26 protein-coding genes are annotated in these 23,346 nt (G+C 69.0%); 14 read left to right on the plus strand and 12 right to left on the minus strand.

The window, feature by feature from the left end:
* Nucleotides 1–14 precede the first annotated feature (14 nt).
* A complete protein-coding gene (locus V5P93_RS02265; RefSeq protein WP_146108316.1) occupies nt 15–452 on the plus strand; it encodes a hypothetical protein in 438 nt (145 codons plus the stop codon).
* A 163-nt stretch (nt 453–615) separates the two neighbouring features.
* Nucleotides 616–924 (plus strand): hypothetical protein, encoded by a 309-nt coding sequence (locus V5P93_RS02270; RefSeq protein WP_146108315.1) that lies wholly within the window; start codon nt 616–618, stop codon nt 922–924.
* Between the two features lie 93 nt (nt 925–1,017).
* Here the strand turns inward: V5P93_RS02270 and V5P93_RS02275 are convergent, their stop codons facing one another.
* Nucleotides 1,018–2,250: a helix-turn-helix domain-containing protein gene (locus V5P93_RS02275; protein ID WP_104482625.1), complete on the minus strand. Its 1,233-nt coding sequence runs from the start codon at nt 2,248–2,250 to the stop codon at nt 1,018–1,020.
* 514 nt (nt 2,251–2,764) lie between these two features.
* Here V5P93_RS02275 and V5P93_RS02280 point away from each other — a divergent pair.
* The 3 genes from V5P93_RS02280 (at nt 2,765) to V5P93_RS02290 (ending at nt 4,625) form a co-directional block, all read left to right on the plus strand.
* Complete coding sequence (locus tag V5P93_RS02280) at nt 2,765–3,094, plus strand: hypothetical protein (protein ID WP_146108314.1); 330 nt, start codon at nt 2,765–2,767, stop codon at nt 3,092–3,094.
* A gap of 112 nt (nt 3,095–3,206) precedes the next feature.
* Complete coding sequence (locus tag V5P93_RS02285) at nt 3,207–3,356, plus strand: hypothetical protein (protein WP_181043853.1); 150 nt, start codon at nt 3,207–3,209, stop codon at nt 3,354–3,356.
* A gap of 72 nt (nt 3,357–3,428) precedes the next feature.
* Nucleotides 3,429–4,625, plus strand: coding sequence for a JmjC domain-containing protein (locus V5P93_RS02290; RefSeq protein WP_104482703.1), 1,197 nt, complete (start codon nt 3,429–3,431; stop codon nt 4,623–4,625).
* An 8-nt stretch (nt 4,626–4,633) separates the two neighbouring features.
* Here the strand turns inward: V5P93_RS02290 and V5P93_RS02295 are convergent, their stop codons facing one another.
* A complete protein-coding gene (locus V5P93_RS02295; protein WP_104482624.1) occupies nt 4,634–5,485 on the minus strand; it encodes a phosphotransferase in 852 nt (283 codons plus the stop codon).
* A gap of 129 nt (nt 5,486–5,614) precedes the next feature.
* Here V5P93_RS02295 and V5P93_RS02300 point away from each other — a divergent pair, with 129 nt between their 5' ends.
* Genes V5P93_RS02300 through V5P93_RS02310 form a run of 3 tightly spaced genes read left to right on the plus strand, consistent with a single transcriptional unit; the run spans nt 5,615 to nt 6,932 of the window.
* On the plus strand, nt 5,615–5,938 hold the full coding sequence (locus V5P93_RS02300; RefSeq protein ID WP_104482623.1) for an antibiotic biosynthesis monooxygenase: 324 nt from the start codon (nt 5,615–5,617) through the stop codon (nt 5,936–5,938).
* Nucleotides 5,935–6,135, plus strand: coding sequence for a hypothetical protein (locus V5P93_RS02305; protein ID WP_374065233.1), 201 nt, complete (start codon nt 5,935–5,937; stop codon nt 6,133–6,135). Before V5P93_RS02300 ends, V5P93_RS02305 begins: the two co-directional genes overlap by 4 nt.
* Nucleotides 6,132–6,932, plus strand: a complete 801-nt coding sequence (locus V5P93_RS02310) for a Sir2 family NAD-dependent protein deacetylase (protein ID WP_245931681.1) — start codon at nt 6,132–6,134, stop codon at nt 6,930–6,932. The genes V5P93_RS02305 and V5P93_RS02310 overlap by 4 nt, the downstream gene beginning before the upstream one ends.
* A gap of 3 nt (nt 6,933–6,935) precedes the next feature.
* Here V5P93_RS02310 and V5P93_RS02315 read toward each other — a convergent pair whose 3' ends face one another.
* The 5 genes from V5P93_RS02315 to V5P93_RS02335 all read right to left on the minus strand — a co-directional run bounded on the left by V5P93_RS02315 (nt 6,936) and on the right by V5P93_RS02335 (nt 11,366).
* The gene (locus V5P93_RS02315) at nt 6,936–8,147 is read right to left on the minus strand and encodes an MFS transporter (protein WP_104482622.1); all 1,212 of its coding nucleotides are present in this window, start codon (nt 8,145–8,147) and stop codon (nt 6,936–6,938) included.
* A gap of 181 nt (nt 8,148–8,328) precedes the next feature.
* Nucleotides 8,329–8,835, minus strand: a complete 507-nt coding sequence (locus tag V5P93_RS02320) for a 2'-5' RNA ligase family protein (RefSeq protein ID WP_104482621.1) — start codon at nt 8,833–8,835, stop codon at nt 8,329–8,331.
* A gap of 10 nt (nt 8,836–8,845) precedes the next feature.
* Nucleotides 8,846–9,844 carry an N-acetylmuramoyl-L-alanine amidase gene (locus V5P93_RS02325; RefSeq protein ID WP_104482620.1) on the minus strand — a complete coding sequence of 333 codons (999 nt, stop codon included), beginning with the start codon at nt 9,842–9,844 and terminating at the stop codon, nt 8,846–8,848.
* A gap of 57 nt (nt 9,845–9,901) precedes the next feature.
* Entirely contained in the window at nt 9,902–10,768 is an 867-nt protein-coding gene (locus V5P93_RS02330) for an A/G-specific adenine glycosylase (RefSeq protein WP_104482619.1), read from the minus strand.
* Between the two features lie 106 nt (nt 10,769–10,874).
* Nucleotides 10,875–11,366, minus strand: a complete 492-nt coding sequence (locus V5P93_RS02335) for a carbonic anhydrase (RefSeq protein WP_104482618.1) — start codon at nt 11,364–11,366, stop codon at nt 10,875–10,877.
* Between the two features lie 189 nt (nt 11,367–11,555).
* Between V5P93_RS02335 and V5P93_RS02340 the strand changes: the two genes are divergently transcribed.
* Nucleotides 11,556–12,257 (plus strand): hypothetical protein, encoded by a 702-nt coding sequence (locus tag V5P93_RS02340; RefSeq protein WP_104482617.1) that lies wholly within the window; start codon nt 11,556–11,558, stop codon nt 12,255–12,257.
* Here the strand turns inward: V5P93_RS02340 and V5P93_RS02345 are convergent, their stop codons facing one another.
* Nucleotides 12,258–13,358 (minus strand): LacI family DNA-binding transcriptional regulator, encoded by a 1,101-nt coding sequence (locus tag V5P93_RS02345; protein ID WP_104482616.1) that lies wholly within the window; start codon nt 13,356–13,358, stop codon nt 12,258–12,260.
* Nucleotides 13,359–13,584: 226 nt separating this feature from the next.
* Between V5P93_RS02345 and V5P93_RS02350 the strand changes: the two genes are divergently transcribed.
* The 5 genes from V5P93_RS02350 (at nt 13,585) to V5P93_RS02370 (ending at nt 18,078) form a co-directional block, all read left to right on the plus strand.
* Nucleotides 13,585–14,559: a metal ABC transporter solute-binding protein, Zn/Mn family gene (locus tag V5P93_RS02350; protein ID WP_104482701.1), complete on the plus strand. Its 975-nt coding sequence runs from the start codon at nt 13,585–13,587 to the stop codon at nt 14,557–14,559.
* The gene (locus tag V5P93_RS02355) at nt 14,556–15,398 is read left to right on the plus strand and encodes a metal ABC transporter ATP-binding protein (protein ID WP_104482615.1); all 843 of its coding nucleotides are present in this window, start codon (nt 14,556–14,558) and stop codon (nt 15,396–15,398) included. Before V5P93_RS02350 ends, V5P93_RS02355 begins: the two co-directional genes overlap by 4 nt.
* Nucleotides 15,398–16,237, plus strand: coding sequence for a metal ABC transporter permease (locus V5P93_RS02360; RefSeq protein ID WP_104482614.1), 840 nt, complete (start codon nt 15,398–15,400; stop codon nt 16,235–16,237). Before V5P93_RS02355 ends, V5P93_RS02360 begins: the two co-directional genes overlap by 1 nt.
* Before the next feature lie 63 nt (nt 16,238–16,300).
* The gene (locus tag V5P93_RS02365) at nt 16,301–16,843 is read left to right on the plus strand and encodes a hypothetical protein (RefSeq protein ID WP_146108313.1); all 543 of its coding nucleotides are present in this window, start codon (nt 16,301–16,303) and stop codon (nt 16,841–16,843) included.
* A gap of 47 nt (nt 16,844–16,890) precedes the next feature.
* Nucleotides 16,891–18,078: an IS4 family transposase gene (locus tag V5P93_RS02370; RefSeq protein WP_374065235.1), complete on the plus strand. Its 1,188-nt coding sequence runs from the start codon at nt 16,891–16,893 to the stop codon at nt 18,076–18,078.
* Nucleotides 18,079–18,314: 236 nt separating this feature from the next.
* Here V5P93_RS02370 and V5P93_RS02375 read toward each other — a convergent pair whose 3' ends face one another.
* The 4 genes from V5P93_RS02375 to cysS all read right to left on the minus strand — a co-directional run bounded on the left by V5P93_RS02375 (nt 18,315) and on the right by cysS (nt 23,314).
* Entirely contained in the window at nt 18,315–19,493 is a 1,179-nt protein-coding gene (locus V5P93_RS02375; RefSeq protein WP_104477858.1) for a DUF445 family protein, read from the minus strand.
* A gap of 86 nt (nt 19,494–19,579) precedes the next feature.
* Nucleotides 19,580–20,806 (minus strand): DUF445 domain-containing protein, encoded by a 1,227-nt coding sequence (locus tag V5P93_RS02380; protein ID WP_104477733.1) that lies wholly within the window; start codon nt 20,804–20,806, stop codon nt 19,580–19,582.
* A 155-nt stretch (nt 20,807–20,961) separates the two neighbouring features.
* Nucleotides 20,962–21,921 carry a 23S rRNA (guanosine(2251)-2'-O)-methyltransferase RlmB gene (rlmB, locus tag V5P93_RS02385; protein ID WP_104477731.1) on the minus strand — a complete coding sequence of 320 codons (960 nt, stop codon included), beginning with the start codon at nt 21,919–21,921 and terminating at the stop codon, nt 20,962–20,964.
* 1 nt (nt 21,922) lies between these two features.
* On the minus strand, nt 21,923–23,314 hold the full coding sequence (cysS, locus tag V5P93_RS02390) for a cysteine--tRNA ligase (protein WP_104477729.1): 1,392 nt from the start codon (nt 23,312–23,314) through the stop codon (nt 21,923–21,925).
* Between the last annotated feature and the right edge of the window lie 32 nt (nt 23,315–23,346).

Consider the following 23,346-nt stretch of genomic DNA (forward strand, 5'->3'; position numbering starts at 1 on the left):
ACAAGGGGGACGACGTGGCAGATGACGACGACAAGGGACGCGTCGGGATTCTGGTGGACAGGTACCGCCACGGTAGGTCAGTAGCGGAGGTGGAACGTGAGGCCGGTCTTCCGGCTGGCGCCCTCGGCAACCACCTCAAGCCGAGTGCACGCCGAGGGCGCACGCCGTCGTTTAAGGTGATCGAACGTTTCGCCGAGGCCCTCAGTGCGCCGGTATGGGAGGTCTCGCAAGCATTCTTCGCCGACGCGGGCCTATCCCTGAACGGTGGCCCCGTACTCACCCTCGAGCAACAGCGCCTGGTCGACAGCTACGCACTCCTGAACCCCGACCGGCAACGCATCGCCGACCGCCTCATCGACGCCCTGGTCGCCGACCAGGCCGACCAGGCCGCCCACGACGGATGCGCCCGGGCCTCAATCGCTCAAGAGAGCAGCGTCACGCCCGACACGTAGATCAACCCGACGCCCAACCGGCACAACCTGAGATTGTGTGGGAAGCGGCGCAACCAGTCGCTAAGCTCGATGCTTCCGCGAGCCACCCTGCCCGCGGCCCTGGCAGTGAGCGACCCGGAGCACAGCGCAACCTGGGGGGTTGTGCGCAAGGGAGACAACAGACGTGTCGGCAGACCTGATCGAGATCCAAGACGACTTAGGCACCACAGCACAACTGGTCCGCAACTCCAGTGGCGGCTTCACCCTGCTTGCGGGTCCATTCGCGCCCGTCGGTGCGCTGTACCAAGTCATCAACGACCTACACCGCAAGCGTGTATCCGCCCTACTTGCGGACGCGGACGGTGACCACGACGAGGACGAGGCCGCCCGCCGAACCGAACGACTCCACCATGCTGCGCTGTCCAAGAGCATTTCTGATCCCTGGTGCTCCGATGTGACGGGGACTGAAAACGCAGGGGGCTCGGGTCAGTAGCCTCTTCGGTCGTCGCGCATACGCGCCGATCAAGGTGTGCGCACTCAGGGGTACGGGCAAGATCTCCCGTCCCGTACCCCTGTCGTCTACCGGTCAGTGCCGAACGCCCGCCCATGCCGCGAACCCGGCAACGGTGTCCACACTGCGGACCTGCTGGCCCAACAGTGTGCGTACTGTCTCGTGAACCATTGGGTGATGCCGAGTCTGCTCGGGTGAGATCTTCCGAGCACGGTCCAGAGCAGCGAGTGATTTCTTCCGATCGCCGTTGTAGAGGAAGCCGCGGGCTAGATCGATGTAGTAGTGCCCGGCGCGCTCCCGGGGGGTGCCATCGGGAATACGGAAGTTGACCGATCGCCGCACCGCCTCTGCGCCGTTGCACAACTCCACTGCGAGCCCCACGCTCCAGATGCCTACGTTGGTCGGACCGAAGCACAGACGGTAGTCATCTCGATCCGCACCGATGCGTTGTGCCGTCTCGCGCGCCTCTGTGAGGTGCTCGTCAGCCAGCACTTGGTTGCCCGCCCGGGCAGCCGCTAGACCGGACTTGAGGTGGAGATTGCCCCAGACAGCGAGGATCGCTGGATCGGCACCCCCTAGCTGGCCTTCGATGTTCCCACGGCTTGTCTCAAGCAGAGTAAGCGCAGCGTCCCAGTCCGCCGTTGCGATCAGTTCGCCTGCTCGCTGGTAGTCACCAACGAGCACAGCCAGTTGGTCTCCTGACTGCGCTGCGGCCCACTCGTACCGGTCAACCGCCAGGGATGACAGATCAACATATCCTAGTTTGTATGCGTATTGAGATGCGGCGTAGTACGCCTCAGCTAGCAGACCGAACGTCCTTTCAAGTTCCGCACCCTCGCTGCGCTGCCACTTCAAACGCAGTGCGTAGAGCAGGCCGGGAAGCTGAGAACCCAACTGATCAAATGTTGTGGCGTGCCTGAGATTCGAAACATGCGACACCCGAGCTGCCAAGATTGGGAGGGCGTCTAGCTGGCTGACATCGCCCGCGTCTTGTTTGTAGCCCGCCAGCTCACGACGAAGCGGGCCGATGCCACTGTGAGAGTGATATCCGGTTCTACCTTCGGGACGTCGAGGAAGGCTCATTAGCTCCGCAGCCCCAGTCCCCAAGGCGCGGGATACAGCCGCAATGAACGCTGGCGAGGGGGGTGCTTGTCCGATCTCGACTTTCTTCACAAGGCTAAGCGAGACAACAGCTTCCTCCGCCAACTTGCGCTGGGTCCAGTTCAGCGCTTTGCGCCTCTTTGCAACTTCCACGCCCACGCCTTCACGCGGTAGGTCTTCCAATCCAGGATCGTCCAAATGGCTCATTGCCTGCCTCCTTCTGGCGCCTGCGCTTGCGGTTCTTGCTGCTCATCGTGCGTGCCAGCGCTACCCCGAACTTTGTCCCTTCTTTGTCACTTCAACCCTACGCGTGACTGCCATGATGACCAGAGAGCAACGAAACGTTCACCGACAGTCAGAGGACCGAACCGCATGGCGAGCACCTGGCGATCTGATTGTTCGGCCGGACAGGGGCGTCTGGCAAGACGCAACTTCGAGTCACCCCGGCGGCCAGCACGGCCAACCCTGCTGGTCGCCGGGTATCCAACAGTTGTAGGACGTAGTTGGCTTGCGCACACCATGCGCCGTGCTCCGAACTTCCCGCCGTGACGCCCCCCGGTCACGTGTGGGCGGCGCGACGAGTTGATCCCCGGTGTTACTCGTCCGCCGACGCCGGGTTCGCGCGGGTGCTCCGCCCGCGCGAACCCGGTGGGTGTCGCTGGAGCCCTCTGCTGACAGCGAAGGACGCAGCTCGCGCACTCGACAACCACGGAAGTGACAGATGAACCACGCGAGTGAGTTGGTCGACCGCCTGACCGCTATCGGATTTTGTGTCTATCCGTTTCCGGTGGTCAACCGGTATCGCGGCCTGTCATTTTACAAGGTCACGCGGGACGGCTTCGTTGACTCCATATTTGTCGGCAATGACAACCTTGCGGTGGCATCTCGTCTGCGCAACCGATTCAATCGTCAGGACCCTTTCAATTCTGGTCCGCCGGTATGGTATCTCAATGATAGCTTCGAAAGAGTGGTGGCGGCGATTGAGGGCTTCTACTCCGATAGTGTAGAAGCAACTGATTCGCGCTTCGTGGAGTGTATTAGCGTTGCTTGACGACCTCATGTGCCGTTGTCGTGCGCTAACCTCACACAATTAATCGAGCGCGGTAGCCTCCCGCCCTTCGCAACAGACCTGTCCAACAATGCAAAAAGGGAGGTGTAGAGATATGCAACCGAGCTTGGTGATCAACGTCGCCGACCTGCCGGCCGTGCACGGGCGCTTTGACGCCGCGCAGGGCGACCCGTCCAAGGACGCGGGCGGTGACGGTCACGGCGACGCGGGCGGTGACGGTCTGAACATGCCCGAGTCGGAGTAGTTCACCGCAGGGGGGCGGGCTGGCCCAGCGTTGTGCTGGCCCGCCCTTCTGCCTATCAGAAGGAGAATGCCCATGGATCACCGGCTAGTGAGGGCTGTCGAGCAGGCCCTAGGCTGGAACGGACCTCAGCCGCTGGGGCGAGCGTTCGCGCGCGGCGCAATTGAGGACACGGAGCTGTGTTCGCGCCTGCTGACGCCCACCAAACTTCTCGACGCAATGATGCGGCGCAGCCTGGACGTCCCGCAACTCCGCTTGTTCAAGGGAGGGAAAGAGCTGCACCCTGATGCCTTCCTGATGGACGCGGTGACGCGCCGCGGGCAGAGCACCTCGATGGCGCACATGGACCGTGTCGGTCGCCTGATCAAGGATGGCTGCACTGTTGTGCTGGACTCGTTCGACGCGTTCGATCCGACGATGGAGGTCGCGTGTCGTGCCTTGCAGTGGTGGGCACACGAGCTGGTGCAGGTGAACACGTACCTCACCACCAACGACGCGGCGGGATTCAATCTCCACTGGGATGATCATGACGTTCTGATCATGCAACTCGGCGGTGAGAAGTCATGGGAGGTGCGTGGCGCCTCCCGTGAGGTGCCGATGTATCGCGACGCCGAGGCAAATCGCACGCCGAGCGAGGAGGTCGTCTGGTCAGGCACTATGCGGCAGGGCGACGTCATGCACATCCCCCGTGGGTACTGGCATCAGGCCACGCGAACCGACCGTGGAGCGGGGTACAGCCTGCACATCACGTTTGGGTTCGTCAATCGCACTGGGGTCGACTGGCTCACCTGGCTCGCGGACCAATCGCGTGAGGACCCGCTCTTTCGCACCGACCTTGACAAGTGGGGGACCGGAGCCGAGAAGGCTAAACAAACCGCCACTCTGAACTCGGCCATCCCTGAGTTGCTGGCGAAGTTCGAGCCGCGTGAGTTCCTGTGGCGCCGCTTGGCCAGCAGACCGCCCCATCGTCACGTGCGCACATTCGGCACCTTCGGTAGCGCCCGGGACGTCGTCTGTGTCACCGAGTTCCCACCGAGCATCGGGGTGGACAGCGACCGGATCGTGGTGCGCGCGGCTGGCAAGGAGATCGAACTCGCCAAGCCCGCCGAGGAAGCGACGCGTCTTCTGCTGTCGGGTGGCCCCGTCAATATCGCTGACGCCAGCCACATGACTGGGCTCGACATCAGCGAACTAGCTGAGGTGTTCTTGGACGCGGGGCTGTGCGGCGAACTCACCGACGAGTTGGCAAGCGGATACCGCGATCTGGTCTAGACCCGAATTCAGATCGGCCGAAGCTCGACCAGCAGGTCGTCCGCCGCCGCCTGCGCGGCCTCCGAAAACGGAGTCGACTCCCCGCGCTTGGCGGCGACGCGGACTGCATTGGCACACTGGAGCAGTTGCGCGAGTTTGCCGGATCGGGTGTTCATGTCGCCTGCGAACTCGCGCCGCACCCGCTCCGCCAGATCTTTGTCCGTTAGGGACGCCTGCCACAGGCAAGCCGCATCGAGTCCCCTCGGACCTGCGCCCCAGTCCTCCCAGTCGAGTAGGTGACCGTCAGTCGTGAGGTTGCCCCAGTGGACATCTGTGTGTGAAGTCGCCCATTCGTCGACGTGGGTGTCTACGTCGCCGAACACCTCTGTAATCCGGCGCGTGAGGTGCTTCTGGCTCATCCCGACTCGTTCTGTGGCGTGCTTGCCGAGCGCTGTCAACGACGCCCGTAGCTCTTCCCACCAAGAGTCAGGCAGCGCGCGTGCTTCTTCGATAGCGCCGACCACTGGCGCCGTCACCAACTCCACCTCGTCGGCGCGCCAGACCACATCCCGACCTTGATCAACCCAGGTGGCACCCTGGAACCACTCGGGCTTCTTCACACCGCAGATCGTCGCGGCGGCTTCGAGGCCCACCCACACGGCGCTGTTGATCCGAAGGCGCCCACGGCGTTCAATGCGGACCCAGGTCTCTCCGGCCGTGCGGAACCCCTCGGTTGCACCGTAGATCCCGTGTACGACCGACGATCGGTCAAGGACGACATCGAGCGTCCGCTCGACTCGATCTAGGACATCCCCATGGGGGTTAACTCGCACGTCAAACACGGGATTGGGTTCAAAGGCGGTCGGTTGGGCGAGGCTCACGGGAGTACCCTTCGAGGTCGACTGGCGCCGCCCTGCATCATGCACTATCAGCGTTCATAGGATCACAACGGGTACGACGTCCGTGCAACCGTCGTCGTGCGCTTCGCGCAATCAAGTTACGCTCACGGTATGACCGCCGTGGTGAAGATCAACGCCATCGAAGTGCCCGAGGGCGCGGGCCCTGAACTCGAACAGCGCTTCGCTCAGCGTCTTGGGGCGGTGGAGTCGGCTCCCGGATTCCTCGGCTTCGAGTTGCTACGCCCGACGGCTGGTGAGACGCGCTACTACGTGTACACACGATGGGCCAGCGAGGCGGACTTCCAGGCGTGGGCCAACGGTCCCGCCAGAGAAGCGCACGGCGGGGAGCGATCCAGGCCGGTAGCTACCGGGTCCTCACTGCTTGAGTTCGATGTGGTGCAGAGCACACTTCCGACCTCTGAAGCTTCCGGATGAGCACAGGTCAGACCGTTTTCCCAGGTCAGCAGGTATTGCCTACAGGACACATCTGCTGGGAGACCGAGGAGCACTTCCAAGCGTGGCTCACGGGCTCCGCCAAGGAGGCGCACTCCGGCGAGCGGGCCAAGCCCGTCGGCACCGGATCCGACCTGCTCGAGTTCGAGATCGTCCAGTCCACCGGCCCGAAGGCGTGACGGAGGCGGACCTGGACCGCGCGGCCGAGCTGCTCCGCGCGGCCGACGCGGTCCTGGTCTGCGCGGGCGCGGGCATGGGGGTGGACTCGGGGCTGCCGGACTTCCGCGGTACCGAGGGCTTCTGGCGCGCGTACCCGCCGTACGAGAGGTTGGGGATCGAGTTCGAGGAGCTGGCCGACCCGGTCCACTTCGCCGAGGACCCGGACCTGGCCTGGGGTTTCTACGGCCACCGGCTGCGGCTCTACCGGGACACGGTGCCGCACGCGGGGTTCGCGGTGCTGCGGTCGTGGGGCGCGCGGGTCTTCACGTCCAATGTGGATGGACAGTTCCAGGAGGCCGGGTTCGAGCACACCGCCGAGGTGCACGGCTCCATCCACCACCTCCAGTGCACGGGCCCGTGCGGCAGCGCGGTGTGGGCGGCGGACGTGGAGGTCGAGGTCGACCCGCTGACCATGCGGGCCAGGGGAGACCTCCCCGAGTGCGCGCGGTGCGGCGCGCTGGCCCGGCCCAACATCCTGATGTTCGGCGACCGGACCTGGGTCCCGGACCGCAGCCAGGCGGCCCTGGACGAGCTGACGACCTGGCGGCGCGGGCTGGCCGGGAAGAACCTCGTGGTCGTGGAAATCGGTGCGGGCCAGGCGGTCCCGACGGTCCGCAGGCAGGCCGAACTCGCCAGCGCCGCCTCGGGCGGGCTGATCCGGATCAACCCCCGGGAGGCGGAGGTCCGGCACGGACGGGGGATCTCCCTGCCGATGGGGGCGCTGGCGGCGTTGGAAGAACTCCAGTCGCGGCTCTAGCGCCTAGGCGGTGCGTGAGCGGATCGCGCCGCGCAGGAACCAGGTGGTGAGCACGCTGCTCACCCCGGTCAGGGCGATTGCCACCTCGATCGGGAGGAACTCCGCGAACCCGCCGAAGACCAGTGGTCCGACGCCCTGGATGGTCATGGTGGCGGTGTTGAGCAGCGCGAAGCCCTGTCCCTGGAGGTCGGCCGGAACCGCCTCCAGGTAGCGCCGCTGGAGGCCGAGCAGGTACGCCGACCCGAAGCCGGTGATCGCGTACGCCGCGACGACCACCGCGTGCGGTGGGTTCAGCAGGATCGCGATCGGCGGCGCGCCCATCACCAGCAGCAGCGGTAGGACCAGCCGTTCCCGGGTGGCGGGTGGGAACGCCCGACCGATCACGATGTCGCCGACGAGCATGCCCGCCGAGGTGGTCGCCAGCAGGACGCTGGTCTCCGCCGGGTCGAACGCGCGACGCGCGGCGTACGGGATGAGCAGGCTCCCCGCCGCAGCGAGGTAGGCGGCGGGCAGGCACTGGGCCAGGATCAGCTTGGCCACCCCCGGGGCGGCGACGAGTTCGGCGTTGCCCCGCAGGGTCTTGCGCACGATCGACCCGGCGGGCCCGTCCGCGCGGACAGCCTCGGTGCGCGCCAGGTATCGGTAGCAGATCACCGCGGCGAGCAGGTGCGCCACCGCGGTGACGAACATCGTCCACTCGACCCCCAGCCAAGCGACCAGCGCGCCACCCGCCGCCATGCCCGCCATCTGCGCCCCGACCGCGACCAGGTAGGACAGCGAACGCCCGAGCACGTACGCGTCGCCGGTGAGCACGTCCGCCAAGACCCGGGCAGCGGCGCCGGAGGTGATCGGCGTCAGGCAGGCCACGGCCGCGACGAGGAGCAGGCTGACCGCGACCGGCAGGTGCGCGAACGCGAGCACCAGTCCGACCGCGCACTGGAACGCGTAGCCCGCGGCGATCAGGGTGCGTGGCGCGAACCGGTCGGCCATCGCGGCGAGGAACAGCCCGCCCGCGGCCTGCGGCAGGAAGCCGATCGTGATCGCCAGCGCCGCCAGCAGCGGCGAGCGGGTCTGGTCGAACACCAGCACCGCGAGCGCGACGGACCGCAGCGTGTCCGACCCGATGCCCAGCAACCGACCCGCGAAGATGGCGCGGAACTGGGTGATCGCAAAGACTTGGCCGTAGGTCGCCTTGGCCGTGAACGCGGTATCCATGGCCCCGGCTCCGCCGGGGCGGCGAGATCGCCTTTCAGCCGATCTCTTCCCTCCCGGTTCCCTCGGCCCGAGGGGCCGAGTGAACCGCTCAGTCCAGAGACCGGCGCGATCTCGCGGGGTGCGCCTCCTCGATGCCACCGTCCCACCCTGCCCAGGTCCCGACGGCAGGATCAACCGGGTTTCAGACCAGCAGGTCCAGCTCGCCGGTGGCGGTGTCGAGGATGGCGACCTGGCGGGCGCGGGCCTGGATCGGGCGGACCGGGAACAGCGTGCTGAAGCCGCTGACGATCTGCGCGTCGGTGGCCCGCTGGAGCAGCGTGCAGTGCGGCACCCACGAGCCCGGCACGTAATAGCTGTTGGGGTTGCGGACCTTCCCCGCCAAGACGTCGTGCACCGCGGAGTGCACGGCCAGCAGCTCGCCGTCGGTCACCGCCGCCAGCATGAGCACGTTCTCGCTGGTGGAGAACGTGGAGAGGGACTGCAACCACAGCGCGGGGATGGACAGCACGCGGAGGTCGGACTTCAGCGCCGCGCGGGTCTTCTGCGGGATGTCCGAGGCCACCGCGAAGGTGACGTGCGGGGGGAAGCGGTCTGCGGGTGGCAGGCCTGCTTCGGCGAGGGTGGACCACAACCCGCGCACTGCCGTGTCGGCCTTGTCGTCGAAGAGGACCACTACGGCGTGTGCCATGCGGTGGAGGCTACCGGCTGAGCAGGCGGAGCCAGTCGGAGATCTCCAGCCGGCCCGGGGTGGAACGGGCCGGGGAGAGCAGCTGCGCCGCTTTGGCCGCCTCGCTGCCGTCGGTGGGGTCAGTCGGGCGAACCAGGGCGGGCCAGGTGCTGGAGCCGATGAGGTGCCGCTCGTCGGCGGCGCGGCAGGCGTAGCACGGGTCGTGGGGGAGCGCGGCGGAGAAGTCGCGGGCCGCGGTGGCCGTGCGGTCGCCGAACACGCCGTCGGGGGCGACCGGGTAGCCGCGGTCGCGGAGCAGGTGCTGAGCTGCCGCCACGAGTGGGCCGGAGTCGCCCGGGGCCAGCAGGGGCAGGACTTCCGGTTGGACGACGGGTTGGCTCAGCTGCGCGCCCACGGCGTCCCGCAGCTCGGGCAACCGTCCGTAGAGGACAGTCCCCGGGCACTCGGTGGCGTTGAAGTCCCGGTGCCCCCGGATCTCCGACGCCGGGATCTCGTACCGCCGCGCGATGTGGGTCACGAGTCCGACCAGCGAGTCCCACAGCGCCACCGGCACGTCCACACCGGTGTACGTGCCCTCGTTCTCGATCCCGATGACCTCGCTGTTGTGGTCGGCCACGTTCGCCCCGAGCACGTGCTGGTGCCCGTTGATCAGCGCCTCGACGCTGCGCCTGCGGCCCTCCACGGCGTGCCCGCCGCGCGTGTTGGTCAGCTGCTGCCCGCTGTCGATCCAGCCGCGCGCGTCCATGTGGAAGTTCTGGATCGAGCGGGCCAGCTCGAAGGCGTGCTCGCGCGAGGTGTCGTCGGTGTTCGGGCCCGCGGTGTGGTGCACGACGATGAACGACGGCCTGCGGTCGAGCATCGTGGTGGGCTCCGACGGTTGCCGCGCGCCCCACTCGTCACAGGTGGCGATCACCGGGTCGCCCGCTTCGGCGACCGCCGGTGTGCCGAGGGCGGGCAGGGCGGTGACGGCGAGTCCGGTCCTCAGCAGGGCTCGACGGGAGACGGTCATGGCCGACGGTAGGCACCCCGTCGCCGGACCGGCAACGCCAGATCAACGATCGGGTGATCAGTGCTCGCCCGGCAACGCGAATCGACCGTCCGCCGTCTGCTCGACCAACCCGTCGGTCAGCAGCGAGTGCAGGCACCGGTCGCGCTGGCCCGCGTCCGACCACACCAGGTCCAGGGTGGACTTGCGGGCGGGTTCGCTGGTGCCGCGCAGCACGTCGAGCAGCAGCCCGCGCACCTGCCGGTCGGTGCCCGCGAACTTCTGGACCGGTTTGGCCGGGCCCGCGTAGGCGGGCCGCCCGGCGTGCTGCCACGCGCAGTCGGCGAACACCGGGCAGTCCACGCAGCGCGGGGTGCGCGCGGTGCAGATCAGCGCGCCCAGCTCCATGAGCGCCGCAGAGGCCGTCGCGGCGGTGGCCGGGTCTTGCGGCAACAGCGCCTCGGTGTCGTTGAGGTCGCGGGTTGTCGACGGCGGTCCTGCGTCCCCCGCGCCGTGCACGGCTCGCGCCACGACCCGGCGGACGTTGGTGTCCACGACCGGGCACCGCTGCCCGTAGGCGAACGCGGCGACCGCGCGGGCGGTGTAGGCGCCGATACCGGGCAGGCCCAGCAGGGTGTCGATGTCCGACGGCACCACGTCCCCGTGGTGCTCGGCGATCGCCGCCGCCGCGGCGTGCAACCGCAGCGCGCGGCGCGGGTAGCCGAGCTTCCCCCAGGCCCGCACGACCTCACCCTGGGTCTCCGCGGCCAGTGCGGACGGGACGGGCCATCGGTCCATCCACTCGCGCCAGATCGGCTCGACCCGGGCGACCGGGGTCTGCTGGAGCATGATCTCGCTGACCAGGACTCCCCACCCGGTGGTCTCCGGTTCCCGCCACGGCAGGTCCCTGGCGTGGTCGGCGTACCAGTCGAGCAGGGAGTCGATCACCGGAGAAGTCTAGCGGCGGCTCTCGTCAACGCGGCTGACCCCGCCACGGTGGCCCGCATGCCAGGTCGGGAACGGTGCCGGGTGGGGATGAGGGGGCGGAAATGTCTCAGTGCACCTCGGTCAGCGCTGCGGTCTGCACGTCGTAGACGAAGCCGCGCACGTTGTCGGTGTACGGGATGAACGGGCTGCGCCGCACGCGCTCCAAGGACTGCTTGACGCTGTCCTTCACCTCGCGGAACGCCTCCACGGCCCAGGTCGGCTTCAACCCCGTGTCCTTGGCCAGGTCGTCGCGGAACTCGTCGTCGGTGAAGGTGGCCATGCCGCAGGAGGTGTGCTGCATGACGATCACCTCGCGGGTGCCGAGCTTGCGCTGGCTGATCGCCAGCGACCGGATCACGTCGTCGGTGACGATGCCGCCCGCGTTGCGCAGGATGTGCACCTCGCCGTGCACGAGGCCGAACACGTCGAACACCTTGATCCGGGCGTCCATGCAGGTCACCACGGTCAGGTGCAGGCTGGGCAGCGGGGTTGGGACCTCCGGTGCGCCGTGGTCGGGGCCGTCCTCGTGGCGCTGGAGGAGTACATCGATGGCGGTCACCCTGGGCCTCCGCGGGTTGTGCTGGCGGAATCGGACATACCTGGCCGCCCATTGGACCCCGCTTCCCAGTTGCCAGACAAGAGCCCTTTAACGAACCTCACTCGTCGTACTCCCGGACGGTTGGAGAACGCCCGATCGGGGTACGTGTTACGGCCGGTTCCGCGCCACGGCGGGGTTACCGTCTCTCGGATGATCGATCCCAACGAGCCCCTGACCCGAGGGGTCTACCTGCGTCGACGGATCGTCGCGGTGCTCGCCGTCGTGGGCGGCGTGGTGGTGCTGAGCTGGGTCATCACCGGGCTGCTCGGGCACGACGAGGGACTGCCCGGCCGCAATGCCGCGGTGCAGGTGCACTCCAGCGCGCCACCCACGCCGTCGACCGGCCCGACGGCGTCGAGTTCGTCCACCGCGCCGCCCACGCAGCCGACCAGCCCGGTGCCGACGTCCAGCGCGCCCCCGCCCGCACCCGCACCGCCGCCCCCGCCGCCACCGGACCCGAACCTGCCGTGCCCGGACCAGGTGGTCGCGGTGACCGCCGAGATGGAGCCGGTCGAGTTCCGCGCGGGGGTCCGCCCGCAGCTGCGGTTGGTCGTGGTCAACACCGGCGCGGTGCCGTGCACCCGGGACCTCGGCCGCGCCCAGCGCGAGTTGGTGATCAGCGGCGGTGGCGCGCGGCTGTGGTCGAGCAACGACTGCGTGCGCACCGAAGGCAGCGAGCCCACGATCCTGGTGCCGGGGCAGCGGCAGGTCTTCGACGTGCGCTGGGCGGGTCGCACGTCCGCGCCGGGCTGCCCCACGCAGCGCAGCACCGTGCAGGCGGGCGACTACGTGCTCACCCCCCGGCTGGGCGGGTTGAGCGGTCCAGGGGTGGCGTTCGCGGTCCGGCCGTGATCAGGGGCCGAACCAGCGCTCCTCGGCGGTGCGCGGCGGCGCGGCGGTCGCGCCGGGCACGAACTCCGTGTCCAGGGTGATCTCGCGCGGCCGGGTCGGGTCGGGCGAGGCGAGTAACAACTTCCCGGCGGCCCGGCCCTTCTCCAGCACCGGCTGCCGCACGGTGGTCAGCCCGACCCGCTCGGCGTCGGCGATGCCGTCGAACCCGGTGACGGTCAGGTCCTGCGGCACCCGCAGGCCGCGGCGCCGGGCCTCGGCGAGCGCGCCGAGCGCGAGGATGTCAGAGGTGCAGACGAGGGCGGTGACGTGCGGGTCGGCGTCGAGCAGCTGCGCGGCGGCGGACGCGCCGCTGGCCACGCTGTGGTCGAAGCGCTCCACCACCGGCACCCGCGACCAGTCCACGCCGACCCCGCCGAACGCGTCGGCCAGGCCGGCGAGCCGGGCGCGCTGCACGTGGAAGTGCGCGCTGTCGGCCCGCTCGACGGTGACGAACCCGTCGTTGCGGTCGCGGGCGAGGCGCATGCAGATCACCCCGACGCGGCGGTGGCCCAGGGCGATCAGCCTGCCCGCCAGCGCGGTGATCGCACCCCGGTCGTCGATGCCGACCCGGTCGACGCCGTCCACGCGGGGCTGGTCGGCCACCACGGTCGGCACCGGTCGGGACAGCACGGCGGCCAGGTGCGGGTCGTCGTCAGGCACGGAATAGACCACGAAGCCGTCCACGCCCGCGCGGTGCACGGAGGCGACGTCCTCGCGCTCGGGGTTGACCGGGACCAGGTGCAGCCCCTGGCCCGCGCCCTCGCAGGCCAGGGCCAACCCCTCGAGGAAACCGAGCGCGGCCGGGTCCCGGAAGGCGTACGACAGGTTCTCGGTGAGCAGCAGCCCGACCGCGCCCGCCTTGCGGGTCCGCAGCGAGCGCGCCACCGGGTCGGGGCCGGGGTAGCCCAGCCGCCGGGCAGTCTCCAGCACCCGCCTGCGCAGCTCGGGGGAGAGCTGGTCAGGCCGGTTGTAGGCGTTGGAGACCGTGGTCCGGGAGACCCCCAGTTCCGCTGCCAGCGACGCGAGGGTTGCCGGGCGTCGCACATGTGTAGACCGCGCCATGGATTGACCGTAACGGTTCAGAACCAATTGCAGAAGCCCGGACGACCGCGCTCGCCCGGGGCGGGTGCGGTGGCCAGTCTCACTCGGTTGGGTTACAGAGACCCCCGTCCGTGTCGTAAGCTGAAACCGACAACGGTTTCCATTCTCGGCTCGCGACCCCTCGCGACGCAGGCGATGGCGCCGCCACCTCCCGAACGGATCCCCCCAAGACCCACAGGAGCGCATGATGATCTCCCGCACGTCCCGTCCACACCGGTCGGTCGCCACCGTGGCCGGTCTCGCCGCGCTGACCCTCGTCACCGGCACGGCGTGTGGCGACTCACAGGCGGGCGGGACCGCCGCGACCGGCGGGAAGGTCCCGGTCGTGGCCTCCACGAACGTGTGGGCGAGCGTCGCCCAGGCGATCGGCGGCGACGCGGTGGTGGTCAACGCGATCCTCAGCGACCCGGGCGCGGACCCGCACGGTTACGAGGCGAAACCGGCTGACGCCACCGCGTTCGCGGGCGCCGAGGTGGTCGTGTCCAACGGGGGCGGCTACGACGACTTCATCACCGGGCTCGCCGAGGGGGTCGACGCCCGCAAGGTCGTCGCCTACGAGCTGGTGCAGAGCCCGAACCCCGGCGCGAGCGCGGAACCGGCGCCCGCCGACGCGCACGGCCACGCGCACGGCGAGGTCAACGAGCACGTTTGGTACGACTTGGACACCGTCCACAAGGTCGCCGACAAGCTGGCCGGCGAGCTGAGCGCGGTCGCGCCGGAGCACGCGGAGTCCTTCCGCGTCAACGCCGCCACCTTCGACAAGGCCATCGAGGACCTGGCCGCCCGCGCGGAGGCGATCGGCCGGTCCAAGCCGGGGGCGAAGGTGCTGGCCACCGAACCGGTCGCGGCGTACCTGCTGAGCACCGCCGGGCTGACCGACGCCACACCGCACGAGTTCACCGAGGCCATCGAGGAGGAGTCGGACCCGTCGGCCGCCGCGGTCGCCGAGACCGAGGCGCTGGTCGACGGCAAGCAGGTCGTGGCGGTCGTCTACAACAGCCAGACCGAGACCCCGGTGACCATGCGGCTCAAGGAGAAGGCCGCCGCGGCGGGGATCCCGATCGTTGGTGTGACCGAGACGCTGCCACAGGGCGTGACCGGATACGTTGACTGGATGACCAAGCAGGTCGACGCCCTCGCGGCGGCCGTGGCGGCGGCATGACCGACCCGAACCTCCCGGACGGCGCGCGCGCCGTCGCGCTGTCCGCGGCCCGACTCGCCTACGGCGACCGGGTGCTGTGGGACGGACTGGACCTCGACGTGGCGCCGGGGGAGTTCGTCGCCGTGCTGGGGCCCAACGGTTCCGGCAAGACGAGCCTGATGCGCGTCCTGCTCGGACTCCAGAAGCTGACCTCGGGCACCGTCCGGATCGCGGGGTCGCCGCCGGGGCGGGGCAACCGCGCGGTCGGGTACATCCCGCAACAGCGCGCCCTCGACCCGACCGTGGCCGTGCGCGGTCGAGACCTCGTCGGGCTCGGTTTCGACGGCCACCGCTGGGGCCTGGGCCTCGGCGGGATGCGGGAACGCCGCCGCCGGGTGGACACCGCGCTGGCGGCGGTGGGCGCCACGGCGTACGCGGACCGGCCGGTGGGACTCCTCTCCGGCGGCGAGCAGCAGCGGCTGCGGGTGGCCCAGGCGCTCGTCGGCGACCCGCGGGTGCTGCTGTGCGACGAACCGCTGCTGTCCCTGGACCTGGCCCACCAGCGCGCGGTCAGCACGTTGATCGACGAGCGCCGCAGGGCCACCGGCGCGGCGGTGCTGTTCGTGACGCACGAGATCAACCCGGTGCTGCCCCTGGTGGACCGGATCCTGTACCTCGTGGACGGCCGGTTCCGCGTCGGCACACCGGAAGAGGTCATGACCTCGGAGACCCTGTCGTCGCTGTACCGCACGGACATCGCGGTGGTCCGCGTGCACGGCCAGATCCACGTGGTCGGCGCGCACGGGCACCTGAGCGACCTGTGCGAGGACAATCCGCACCACCACCTGGCGGACCACTGATGGACAAGCTGTTCGACGTCGACCTGACCCTCAAGCTGCTGGGGTTGCCGTTCGTCCTGACGGCACTGCTCGCGGCCGCGATCCTGGGCCTGCTGGCGGGGGTGCTCGGGCCGCTGATCGTCAGCCGCAACATGGCGTTCTCGGTGCACGGCACCAGCGAACTCGCCCTCACCGGCGGCGCGGCCGCGCTGCTGCTGGGCTGGGACGTCGGCCAGGGCGCGCTGGCCGGGGCGATCGTCGCGGCGCTGGTGCTGGGGCTGCTGTCGCGGCGGAGTTCGGACTACGACTCGGTGATCGGCGTGGTGCTCGCGTTCGGGCTCGGCCTCGGCGTGCTGATGCTGTGGCTCTACAAGGGGCGGGCGTCGAACAAGTTCGGGTTGCTGACGGGGCAGATCGTGGGGCAGGACTTCGCGGGCATCGCGCTGCTGTCCGGGTGCGCGGTGGTCGTCCTGGTGCTGCTGGCCCTGCTGTACCGGCCGCTGCTGTTCGCCAGCGTCGACCCGGAGGTGGCGCGGGCCAGGGGCGTCCCGACCACGGCGTTGGCCCTGGTGTTCGCGGTGATGGTGGGCGCGGCGACGGCGCTGGGTGTGCGGACCGTGGGGTCGCTGCTGGTGCTGGCGTTGATGGTCACCCCGGCGGCGGCGGCGTGCCGGGTGACGGCGAGCCCGCTGAAGGCGACCGTCCTGGCGGTGGTGTTCGCGGAGGTGTCGGCGGTCGGCGGGATCGTGCTGTCGCTGGCGCCGGGGGCACCGGTGTCGGCGTTCGTCACGGCGATCTCGTTCCTGATCTACCTGGTGTGCTGGGTGGTTTCCCGCTCACGGGGGCGAGTCCGCGCCTGATCGGGTGAAGCTCCGGCGCCCTGGGGCTGGTTCGCGCCGGAACTGTCGGTTCCGCTGCCGACCATGGCCGTACTCCACTTTGAGAGGACGGCCATGGTTGCTCTGCCCGCGTTCCCCGCTCGTCGTGATGTGTTGGGGATGACGAAGACCCTGCTCGAACTGCGCGAGGGCGACCCGCTCACGGTGCTGTTCAGAACACCCCGGCACGGGCCCTTTCTGTTTGATGGCTGGGCGATCCGCTCGCCCGCGGTCGGCGCGTTCATGGTCGGCTCGCTGTTCATCGAGTCCGGTTGCAAGCCGGACAGATCCGTCCAGGCGCTGGAGCCGGGTGTCGTGCTGGCCGAGGAAGTGGACGAGGTCGCGACTGGCGTTCCACTTGAGCACGGTGATCTGGTGAAGGCGACTTCTCAGCGATATCCGCACGGCCGCTTCACGATCACCGGTTTGGTTGTCGCCACAGTCGACAACCAGACCCTGACCCTGGGCTCGTGGTTCCTCCGCTCCCGTGGCAGACCGGGGGTCGCGCTGCGCCACCTCACCCCGCTCGCCGTGTCGCACCGGGTGCCCGTTCCGGCGCGGATCGAGTGGGTGGCCGCGGCTGCCTAGCCCCAATGCCGGTCGGTTAGGTCATGGCGGGGCTGTAGCCTGCGGTGGTGGATCTTGGGTTGGGTGTGCGCGAGGGCGGCGGTCTGGCCGACCGAGCTGCGGTTGGTGTGCTGACTCGGATGTTTCCGGTGGAGTTGGTCGATCGGGTCATTGACCAGTATTGGCGTCGGGAACAGCGGACCCGCGCATTGCCTGCTCGGTTGGTCTTCTATTTTACGCTTGCTTTGTGTCTTTTCCCGAATGAGTCGTACCGGTCGACGATGAAGATTCTCATGTCGGTGTTCGGTCGTGGAGGGCAGGGCTATCGGGTACCGACGACCGGTTCGATCGGTGATGCTCGTCGTCGTCTGGGTTCGGAGCCGATGGAGACCGCGGTGCGGGCGGTGATACGACCGAGAGCGTGCCGGGAGACGATAGGCGCGTGGTATGGGGATTGGTTGTTGACGGCGGTTGACGGGACGACGTTCACGGTGCCGGATACCGAGGAGAACGATCGCGAGTTCGGGCGACCCGGTTCAGGGCGCGGCGAGGGAAAGACGGCGTATCCTCAGATTCAAGCGGCGTGTGTGGTCGAGTTGGGAACCCACGCGGTATTCGATGCCCGGATGGATGGCTATGCCGCCGCGGAAACGATGTTGATCGAGGAGATGTTCTCTTCATTGCGGCCGGGCATGCTGGTGTTGGCCGACCGGCACATCTACTCGTCCCGTCGCTGGGCCAAGGCCGTGGATACCGGCGCCGACCTGCTGTGGAGAGTGACCGCGAACCTCGCCCCACGGCCGGTGGAGAGACTATCGGACGGTTCCTGTATCGCCGAGATCACCCCGCCGAGGAGTTCGGGCCAACCATCTTTCCGGCTACGGCTGATCGAGTACCGATTGCCGTGGACGGAGGAGGTGTATCGGTTGGTGACCACGATCCTGGACCCGCTTCTGGCGCCCGCGAAGGAACTGGCCGCGCTCTATCACGAACGGTGGGACATCGAGGGCTTCCTCAAACAGATCAAGAGTGTCCAACTCAATACCGAGAAGATCTTCCGGTCGAAATCGCCCGACGGGGTACGGCAGGAGTTCTGGGCGCATCTGGCGGTGCACTACGCCACGATGTGTGTGCAGGTCGACGCCGCCGATCACGCGAAGCTCGATCCTGATCGGATCTCACACAAAAACACGGTACGCGTCATCCGGTCCCGTATCTGGGCGCCGGGATCTTTCCCCCCTCACGCACAGCGATGACCACTATCGGATGTTGCTGATCGAGGTCGGCAGCGAGATCAACCCGGAACGCCGCCACCGGAGCTACCCGCGGGTGATCAAACGGAAAATGAGCAACTTCCCGGTCAAACGCGCACGACACCGACAACAACTCCGAAACAGCCGACCACCTCACTCGAACATCACCCTCACCCCGCCCAGCAAGACCCGACACCGCCGCCGACCAGCCGAAACCACCTAACCGACCGGCATTGTGCCTAGCCCAGCATGAGCAGGGCTTGGAGGTGGCCGACCAGGGCGCCGATGACGGCGCCGACCGCGATGAGTTTCCACTCGTCCTGGCGGAAGGCGGGGCGGAGGAGGCCTTCGTACTCCTCGCGGGTCAGGCGGTTCATCTTCTCGGCGATGGTGCCGCCGATGTCGAGCGCCTCGGTGGCGTAGGGGGTGGTGTGGAGGGCCATGGCCGGGAGGTGGGTCATCGCCTTGTCGGCGGCGGCGTGCTTCATCTCCTGGAAGCGTTGGGTGCCGATGGCGACCGCGACGAAGGGTTTGGCGATGCTGGCCTGTTCGTCCACCGACTTGCGGACCAGTTGGCTGATCATCGTGAGCAGTCGCGCGGAGCCGGGGCCGGTGAGGATGCCGTGGACGATGTTCGGGACCGTCATGACCTCCTTGGCGATCAGGGCCCCGTACTGCTTCGCCACCTCCTTGCGGCGCCGCTGGAAGACGCCCTGGAAGGGGATCAGGCCGAGGATCTTCCGGGGTTCTCGTGGGAAGAACACCAGCTTGATGGCCAGCCAGTCGGTGAACCAGCCGATCAGCGCGCCGAAAACCGGCAGTACCAGGGGTTCTCGGGTGATCGCCCACACCGCCGTCTGGACGACGCCCAGGGTGAAGCCGAAGTAGATGCCGCAGCGGGCGATGAAGGCCATCTCCGGGCGCGAGATGTCGCGCACGAGGCGCACCAGGAGTTCCTTGTCGCGCTCCAAGGCCACGACGGCGACCTGCTGCACGTCGAGGAGGTCGCCGATGTTGGCGCGGATGTCGGCCATGACCTTGGCGACCAGCGCCGGGGTGCCCGCCTGGATCTGCTTGATGACCAGGTCCTGGGCCAGCACCGGCAGCATCTCCCACAGCCGCGGGTGGTGCTGCTCCAGCACCTCCCGCGCGATCTGGTCCACCGTCAGCAGCAGCGGCCCCCGGATGCGCCTGGTCACCTCGTCCGGGTCCAGTCGGTCGACGATCTCCTTCGGGTCGACCAGCCTGCTGGTGATCAGGTCCGCCGACACCCGGATCATCCGCGCCGAGTTGCGCGGGACCACCCCCTGCCACCCCAGCCACGGGTCGGCCACGCCGATGAAGCGCAGCGGGCGGAACATCATCTCGATGGCGACGCGCTTGGTGAGGTAGCCGATGACCGCGGCCACGAACGGCATCGACAGGTAGACCGGCCAGTGGCGGGCGAAGTCGTCGAGGAAGGAGTCGACCACCGTGCCTCCGCGCTTGTTGACCGGTCGGTAGCTTAATGCAGGAGGAGCAGAACCTGCAGCTCACCCACGAGGAAGCCGATCACCGCGCCGACCGTGATGAGCTTCCACTCGTCCTGGCGGAACGCGGGCCGCAGCAGGCCCTCGTACTGGATCGGGGTGAGCGCCTGGATCTGGCGGATGATCGTCGACCGGATGTCCAGCGCGTCGGTGGCGTAGCCCTCCAGGTGCCGCAGCGTGTCCGGGATCCGCTCGATGGTCTGCCGCGCGGCCTCGGCCTTGAGCTCCTGGTACCGGCGCGACCCGACGGCCGCGACCAGGAACGGCTTGGCGAGGCTGGCCTGCGCGTCCACCGACCGGCGGACCTCGCGGTGGATCATCGCGTACAGCCGGTCCGAGCGCGGGCCGGTGAGCACGGCCTCCAGCACGTTGCCGACGGTCAGGATCTCCTTGGCGATCAGGTCGCCGTAGTCCCGGGCGACCTCCATCCGCCTGCGCTGGAACATGCCCTGCCAGATGAACGGCCCGAACCGCTTCGGCTGCCGCGGGAAGAAGATCATCTTCAGCGCCAGCCAGTCGGTCAGCCACCCGGTGAGGCCGCCGAAGACCGGCATCACCCAGGCGTTCTTGGTCAGCGCCCAGGTGACGAGCTGGACGAACCCGATGACCAGGCCGAACCAGATGCCCGACCGGGCGATGAACCGCATCTCCGGGGTGGCGGTCTCGCGGATCAGCCGGTTGAGCACGGCCTTGTCGCGCACCAGGTTGCGCACCGCCATGTCCTTGACGTCGAGGATGTCCTCGATGTTGGCGGCGACCTCCCGCATCAGCCGCTCCACCACCCGCGGCGCCTCGGCGTGCACGCGCGCCACGATCCGGCGCTGCAGCCGGTCGGGCAGCACCTCCCAGAGCCCGGGCTGGTAGCGGGCCAGCAGGTCCCGGGTGATCTCGTCGACGGCCCGCTCGATCGGCTCCCGCAACTGCTCGGTGACCCGCTTCGGGTCCAACCGGGCGAACACCTCACGCGGGTTGATGAGGTTGGTGGTCATCAACTCCATCGCCACCGTCGCCATCCGCCGCGCGTTGCGCGGGATGACCCCCTGCCACCCGAACGGCCCCACCCCGACGAACTCGAGCGGCCGGTACATCATCTCGATCGCCGCGCGCTTGGTGATGTACCCGATGGCGGCGGCGATGAGCGGCATGGACAGGTAGACGTGCCAGTGCGCGCCGAAGTCGTCGACCACCGCCTGCCAGTCCATGCCTGTGTCTAGCACCGCGGCGGGCGGTGGTCGTCAACGACCTCAGTGGTCTTCGCGCTCAGGGTTTCCCGGCGGATACACCGGGAGACGCCGTCGGCCGTCATGTCCACAACCGCATCAAAGCACTGTGGACACTGCCCGAACAGCGGGTTCGCTCAGATCCGGCCTGCGATCCGGCGGCGGCGGGCCACCTCACCGAGGACCACGCCCGCGGCGACCGAGGCGTTGAGCGACTCGACGCCCGCGGCCATCGGGATCGACACCGTGGCGTCGCAGGACTCGCGCACGAGGCGGGTCAGGCCGCGGCCTTCGGAGCCGACGACGACGACCAGGGGGCCCGTGGCCAGTTCCAGCTCGTCCAGGTGCATCGAGCCGTCCGCGTCCAGGCCGACGATCATCAGACCGGTCTCGGCGTACGCGCGCAGTTGGCGGGTCAGGTTGGTCGCGATGGCCACCGGGATCTTCGCCGCCGTGCCCGCGCTGGTGCGCCAGGCCACCGCCGTCATCCCGGCGCTGCGCCGCTGCGGCAGCAGCACGCCGTTGGCCCCGAAGGCCGCCGCCGAGCGGATCACCGCGCCCAGGTTGCGGGGGTCGGTGACGCCGTCGAGCGCGACCAGCAGGGGAGCCTCGCCGGTGCCGCGGGCGGCCTCCAGCAGGTCGTCCGGGTGCGCGTAGGTGAAGGGCGGGACCTGGAGCGCCAGGCCCTGGTGCATCGCGCCGCCGGTCAGCTTGTCCAGCTCCGGGCGGGAGACCTCCAGCACCGAGATGCCCCGGTCCGCCGCCAGCCGCACGGACTCGGCCACCCGGTCGTCCGCGTCGATGCCCAGCGCCACGTACAGCGCCGTGGCGGGCACCTCGGCGCGCAGGCACTCGGTCACCGGGTTGCGGCCCGCGACCAGCTCGTTGCCCGGCTTGTCCCGGTTCGCCCTGGCCTGGGTGCGCTTGGCGTCGGCGTTCGCGCGCCGGTTCGCGGCGTGCCCCGGTCGCTCCGCGGCCTTGGGCGTCGGCCCCTTGCCCTCCAGCGCCTTGCGCCGCTGACCACCGGAGCCGACGACGGCGCCCTTCTTCGTGCCCGCCTTGCGCATCGCGCCCCGGCGTTGGGAATTGCCTGCCACGTCAGCTTTCCTTAATGGTCCACAACGGACCGCCGGGGGTGTCCTCGACGGCGACGCCCGCGGCCAGCAGGCGGTCTCGGATCGCGTCCGCCAGGGCGAACTCGCGGTTGGCCCTGGCCCGCTGGCGCTCGTCCAGCAGGTCGCCCACCAGCGCGTCCAGCGCCTGGTGCAGACCCGTGTCGGCGCCGGAGCCCTCCGCCCACCGAGGTGAGAGCGGGTCGAGCCCCAGGACGCCGGTCATCGAGCGTACCGCCGCCGCGGCCTCCCGCGCCCCGGAGTCATCGCCGGAGTCCAGCGCGGTGTTTCCGACGCGCACCGAGTTGTGCACCGCGGCCAGCGCGGACGGGGTCGACAGGTCGTCGTCCATGGCCGCGGTGAACTCCGCCGTCGGCGCGCTCGGCGCCACCGACCCGGTCCGCTGCGCCACCTTCTGCAGGAAGTTCTCCACCCGCTGGTAGGCGCGCACGGACTCCGCCAGCGCGGCCTCCGAGTACTCGATCATCGACCGGTAGTGCGGGCCCGCGAGGTAGTAGCGCAGCTCCTGGGCGCGCACCCGGCTCAGCATCTCCGGGATCGACACCGTGTTGCCCAGCGACTTGGCCATCTTCTCGCCGCTGAGGGTCACCCACGCGTTGTGCATCCAGTACCGGGCGAACCCGTCACCGGCCGCGCGCGACTGCGCCTGCTCGTTCTCGTGGTGCGGGAACACCAGGTCGATGCCGCCGCCGTGCACGTCGAACTCGGGTCCCAGGTACGCCCGCGCCATCGCCGAGCACTCCAGGTGCCAGCCGGGGCGGCCTGCACCCCACGGGGTCGGCCACGACGGCTCACCCGGGCGGGCGGACTTCCACAGCGTGAAGTCGCGCGGGTCGCGCTTGCCCTGACCGGCCGACTCGCCCTGCTGCGCCTCGTCCGGCTTGATCCCGGACAGCTCCCCGTACGCGGGGTAGGAGGCGACGGCGAAGTACACGTCGCCGCCCTGGGCGTACGCGTGGCCCGCGTCGATCAGCCGCTGCATCATCTCGACCATCTGCGGCACGTGCCCGGTGGCCCGCGGCGAGATGGACGCGGGCAGGCAGCCCAGCGCGTTGTAGGCCTCCTCGAAGGCCCGCTCGTGGGTGGCCGCCCACTCCCACCACGGCCTGCCCGCCTCGGCGGCCTTGGTCAGGATCTTGTCGTCGATGTCGGTGACGTTGCGCACCAGCCGCACGTCGGTGCCGCCGTGCTCGAGCCAGCGGCGCATGACGTCGAAGTTCAACCCGCTGCGCACGTGGCCGATGTGCGGGATGCCCTGCACCGTGGCGCCGCAGACGTAGATCGAGGTGACCCCCGGGGTGTGCGGCGTGAACGCGCGCGAACTCCGGCTCGCGCTGTCGTGGATGTGCAGGGACACGGCTTTTCTCCTGAAGGGAGCAGAGCGTTACG

This window comes from Actinokineospora auranticolor, assembly GCF_041897805.1.
Lineage (GTDB): Bacteria > Actinomycetota > Actinomycetes > Mycobacteriales > Pseudonocardiaceae > Actinokineospora > Actinokineospora auranticolor.

Bases quoted from the DNA above. Each gene is read 5' to 3' on its own strand.
- V5P93_RS02275 (WP_104482625.1), bottom strand. From the start codon at position 2,250: ATGAGCCATTTGGACGATCCTGGATTGGAAGACCTACCGCGTGAAGGC.
- V5P93_RS02280 (WP_146108314.1), top strand. From the start codon at position 2,765: ATGAACCACGCGAGTGAGTTGGTCGACCGCCTGACCGCTATCGGATTT.
- V5P93_RS02285 (WP_181043853.1), top strand. From the start codon at position 3,207: ATGCAACCGAGCTTGGTGATCAACGTCGCCGACCTGCCGGCCGTGCAC.
- V5P93_RS02290 (WP_104482703.1), top strand. From the start codon at position 3,429: ATGGATCACCGGCTAGTGAGGGCTGTCGAGCAGGCCCTAGGCTGGAAC.
- V5P93_RS02300 (WP_104482623.1), top strand. From the start codon at position 5,615: ATGACCGCCGTGGTGAAGATCAACGCCATCGAAGTGCCCGAGGGCGCG.
- V5P93_RS02305 (WP_374065233.1), top strand. From the start codon at position 5,935: ATGAGCACAGGTCAGACCGTTTTCCCAGGTCAGCAGGTATTGCCTACA.
- V5P93_RS02315 (WP_104482622.1), bottom strand. From the start codon at position 8,147: ATGGATACCGCGTTCACGGCCAAGGCGACCTACGGCCAAGTCTTTGCG.
- V5P93_RS02320 (WP_104482621.1), bottom strand. From the start codon at position 8,835: ATGGCACACGCCGTAGTGGTCCTCTTCGACGACAAGGCCGACACGGCA.
- V5P93_RS02325 (WP_104482620.1), bottom strand. From the start codon at position 9,844: ATGACCGTCTCCCGTCGAGCCCTGCTGAGGACCGGACTCGCCGTCACC.
- V5P93_RS02340 (WP_104482617.1), top strand. From the start codon at position 11,556: ATGATCGATCCCAACGAGCCCCTGACCCGAGGGGTCTACCTGCGTCGA.
- V5P93_RS02345 (WP_104482616.1), bottom strand. From the start codon at position 13,358: ATGGCGCGGTCTACACATGTGCGACGCCCGGCAACCCTCGCGTCGCTG.
- V5P93_RS02350 (WP_104482701.1), top strand. From the start codon at position 13,585: ATGATCTCCCGCACGTCCCGTCCACACCGGTCGGTCGCCACCGTGGCC.
- V5P93_RS02355 (WP_104482615.1), top strand. From the start codon at position 14,556: ATGACCGACCCGAACCTCCCGGACGGCGCGCGCGCCGTCGCGCTGTCC.
- V5P93_RS02360 (WP_104482614.1), top strand. From the start codon at position 15,398: ATGGACAAGCTGTTCGACGTCGACCTGACCCTCAAGCTGCTGGGGTTG.
- V5P93_RS02365 (WP_146108313.1), top strand. From the start codon at position 16,301: ATGGCCGTACTCCACTTTGAGAGGACGGCCATGGTTGCTCTGCCCGCG.
- V5P93_RS02375 (WP_104477858.1), bottom strand. From the start codon at position 19,493: ATGCCGTTCGTGGCCGCGGTCATCGGCTACCTCACCAAGCGCGTCGCC.
- V5P93_RS02380 (WP_104477733.1), bottom strand. From the start codon at position 20,806: ATGGACTGGCAGGCGGTGGTCGACGACTTCGGCGCGCACTGGCACGTC.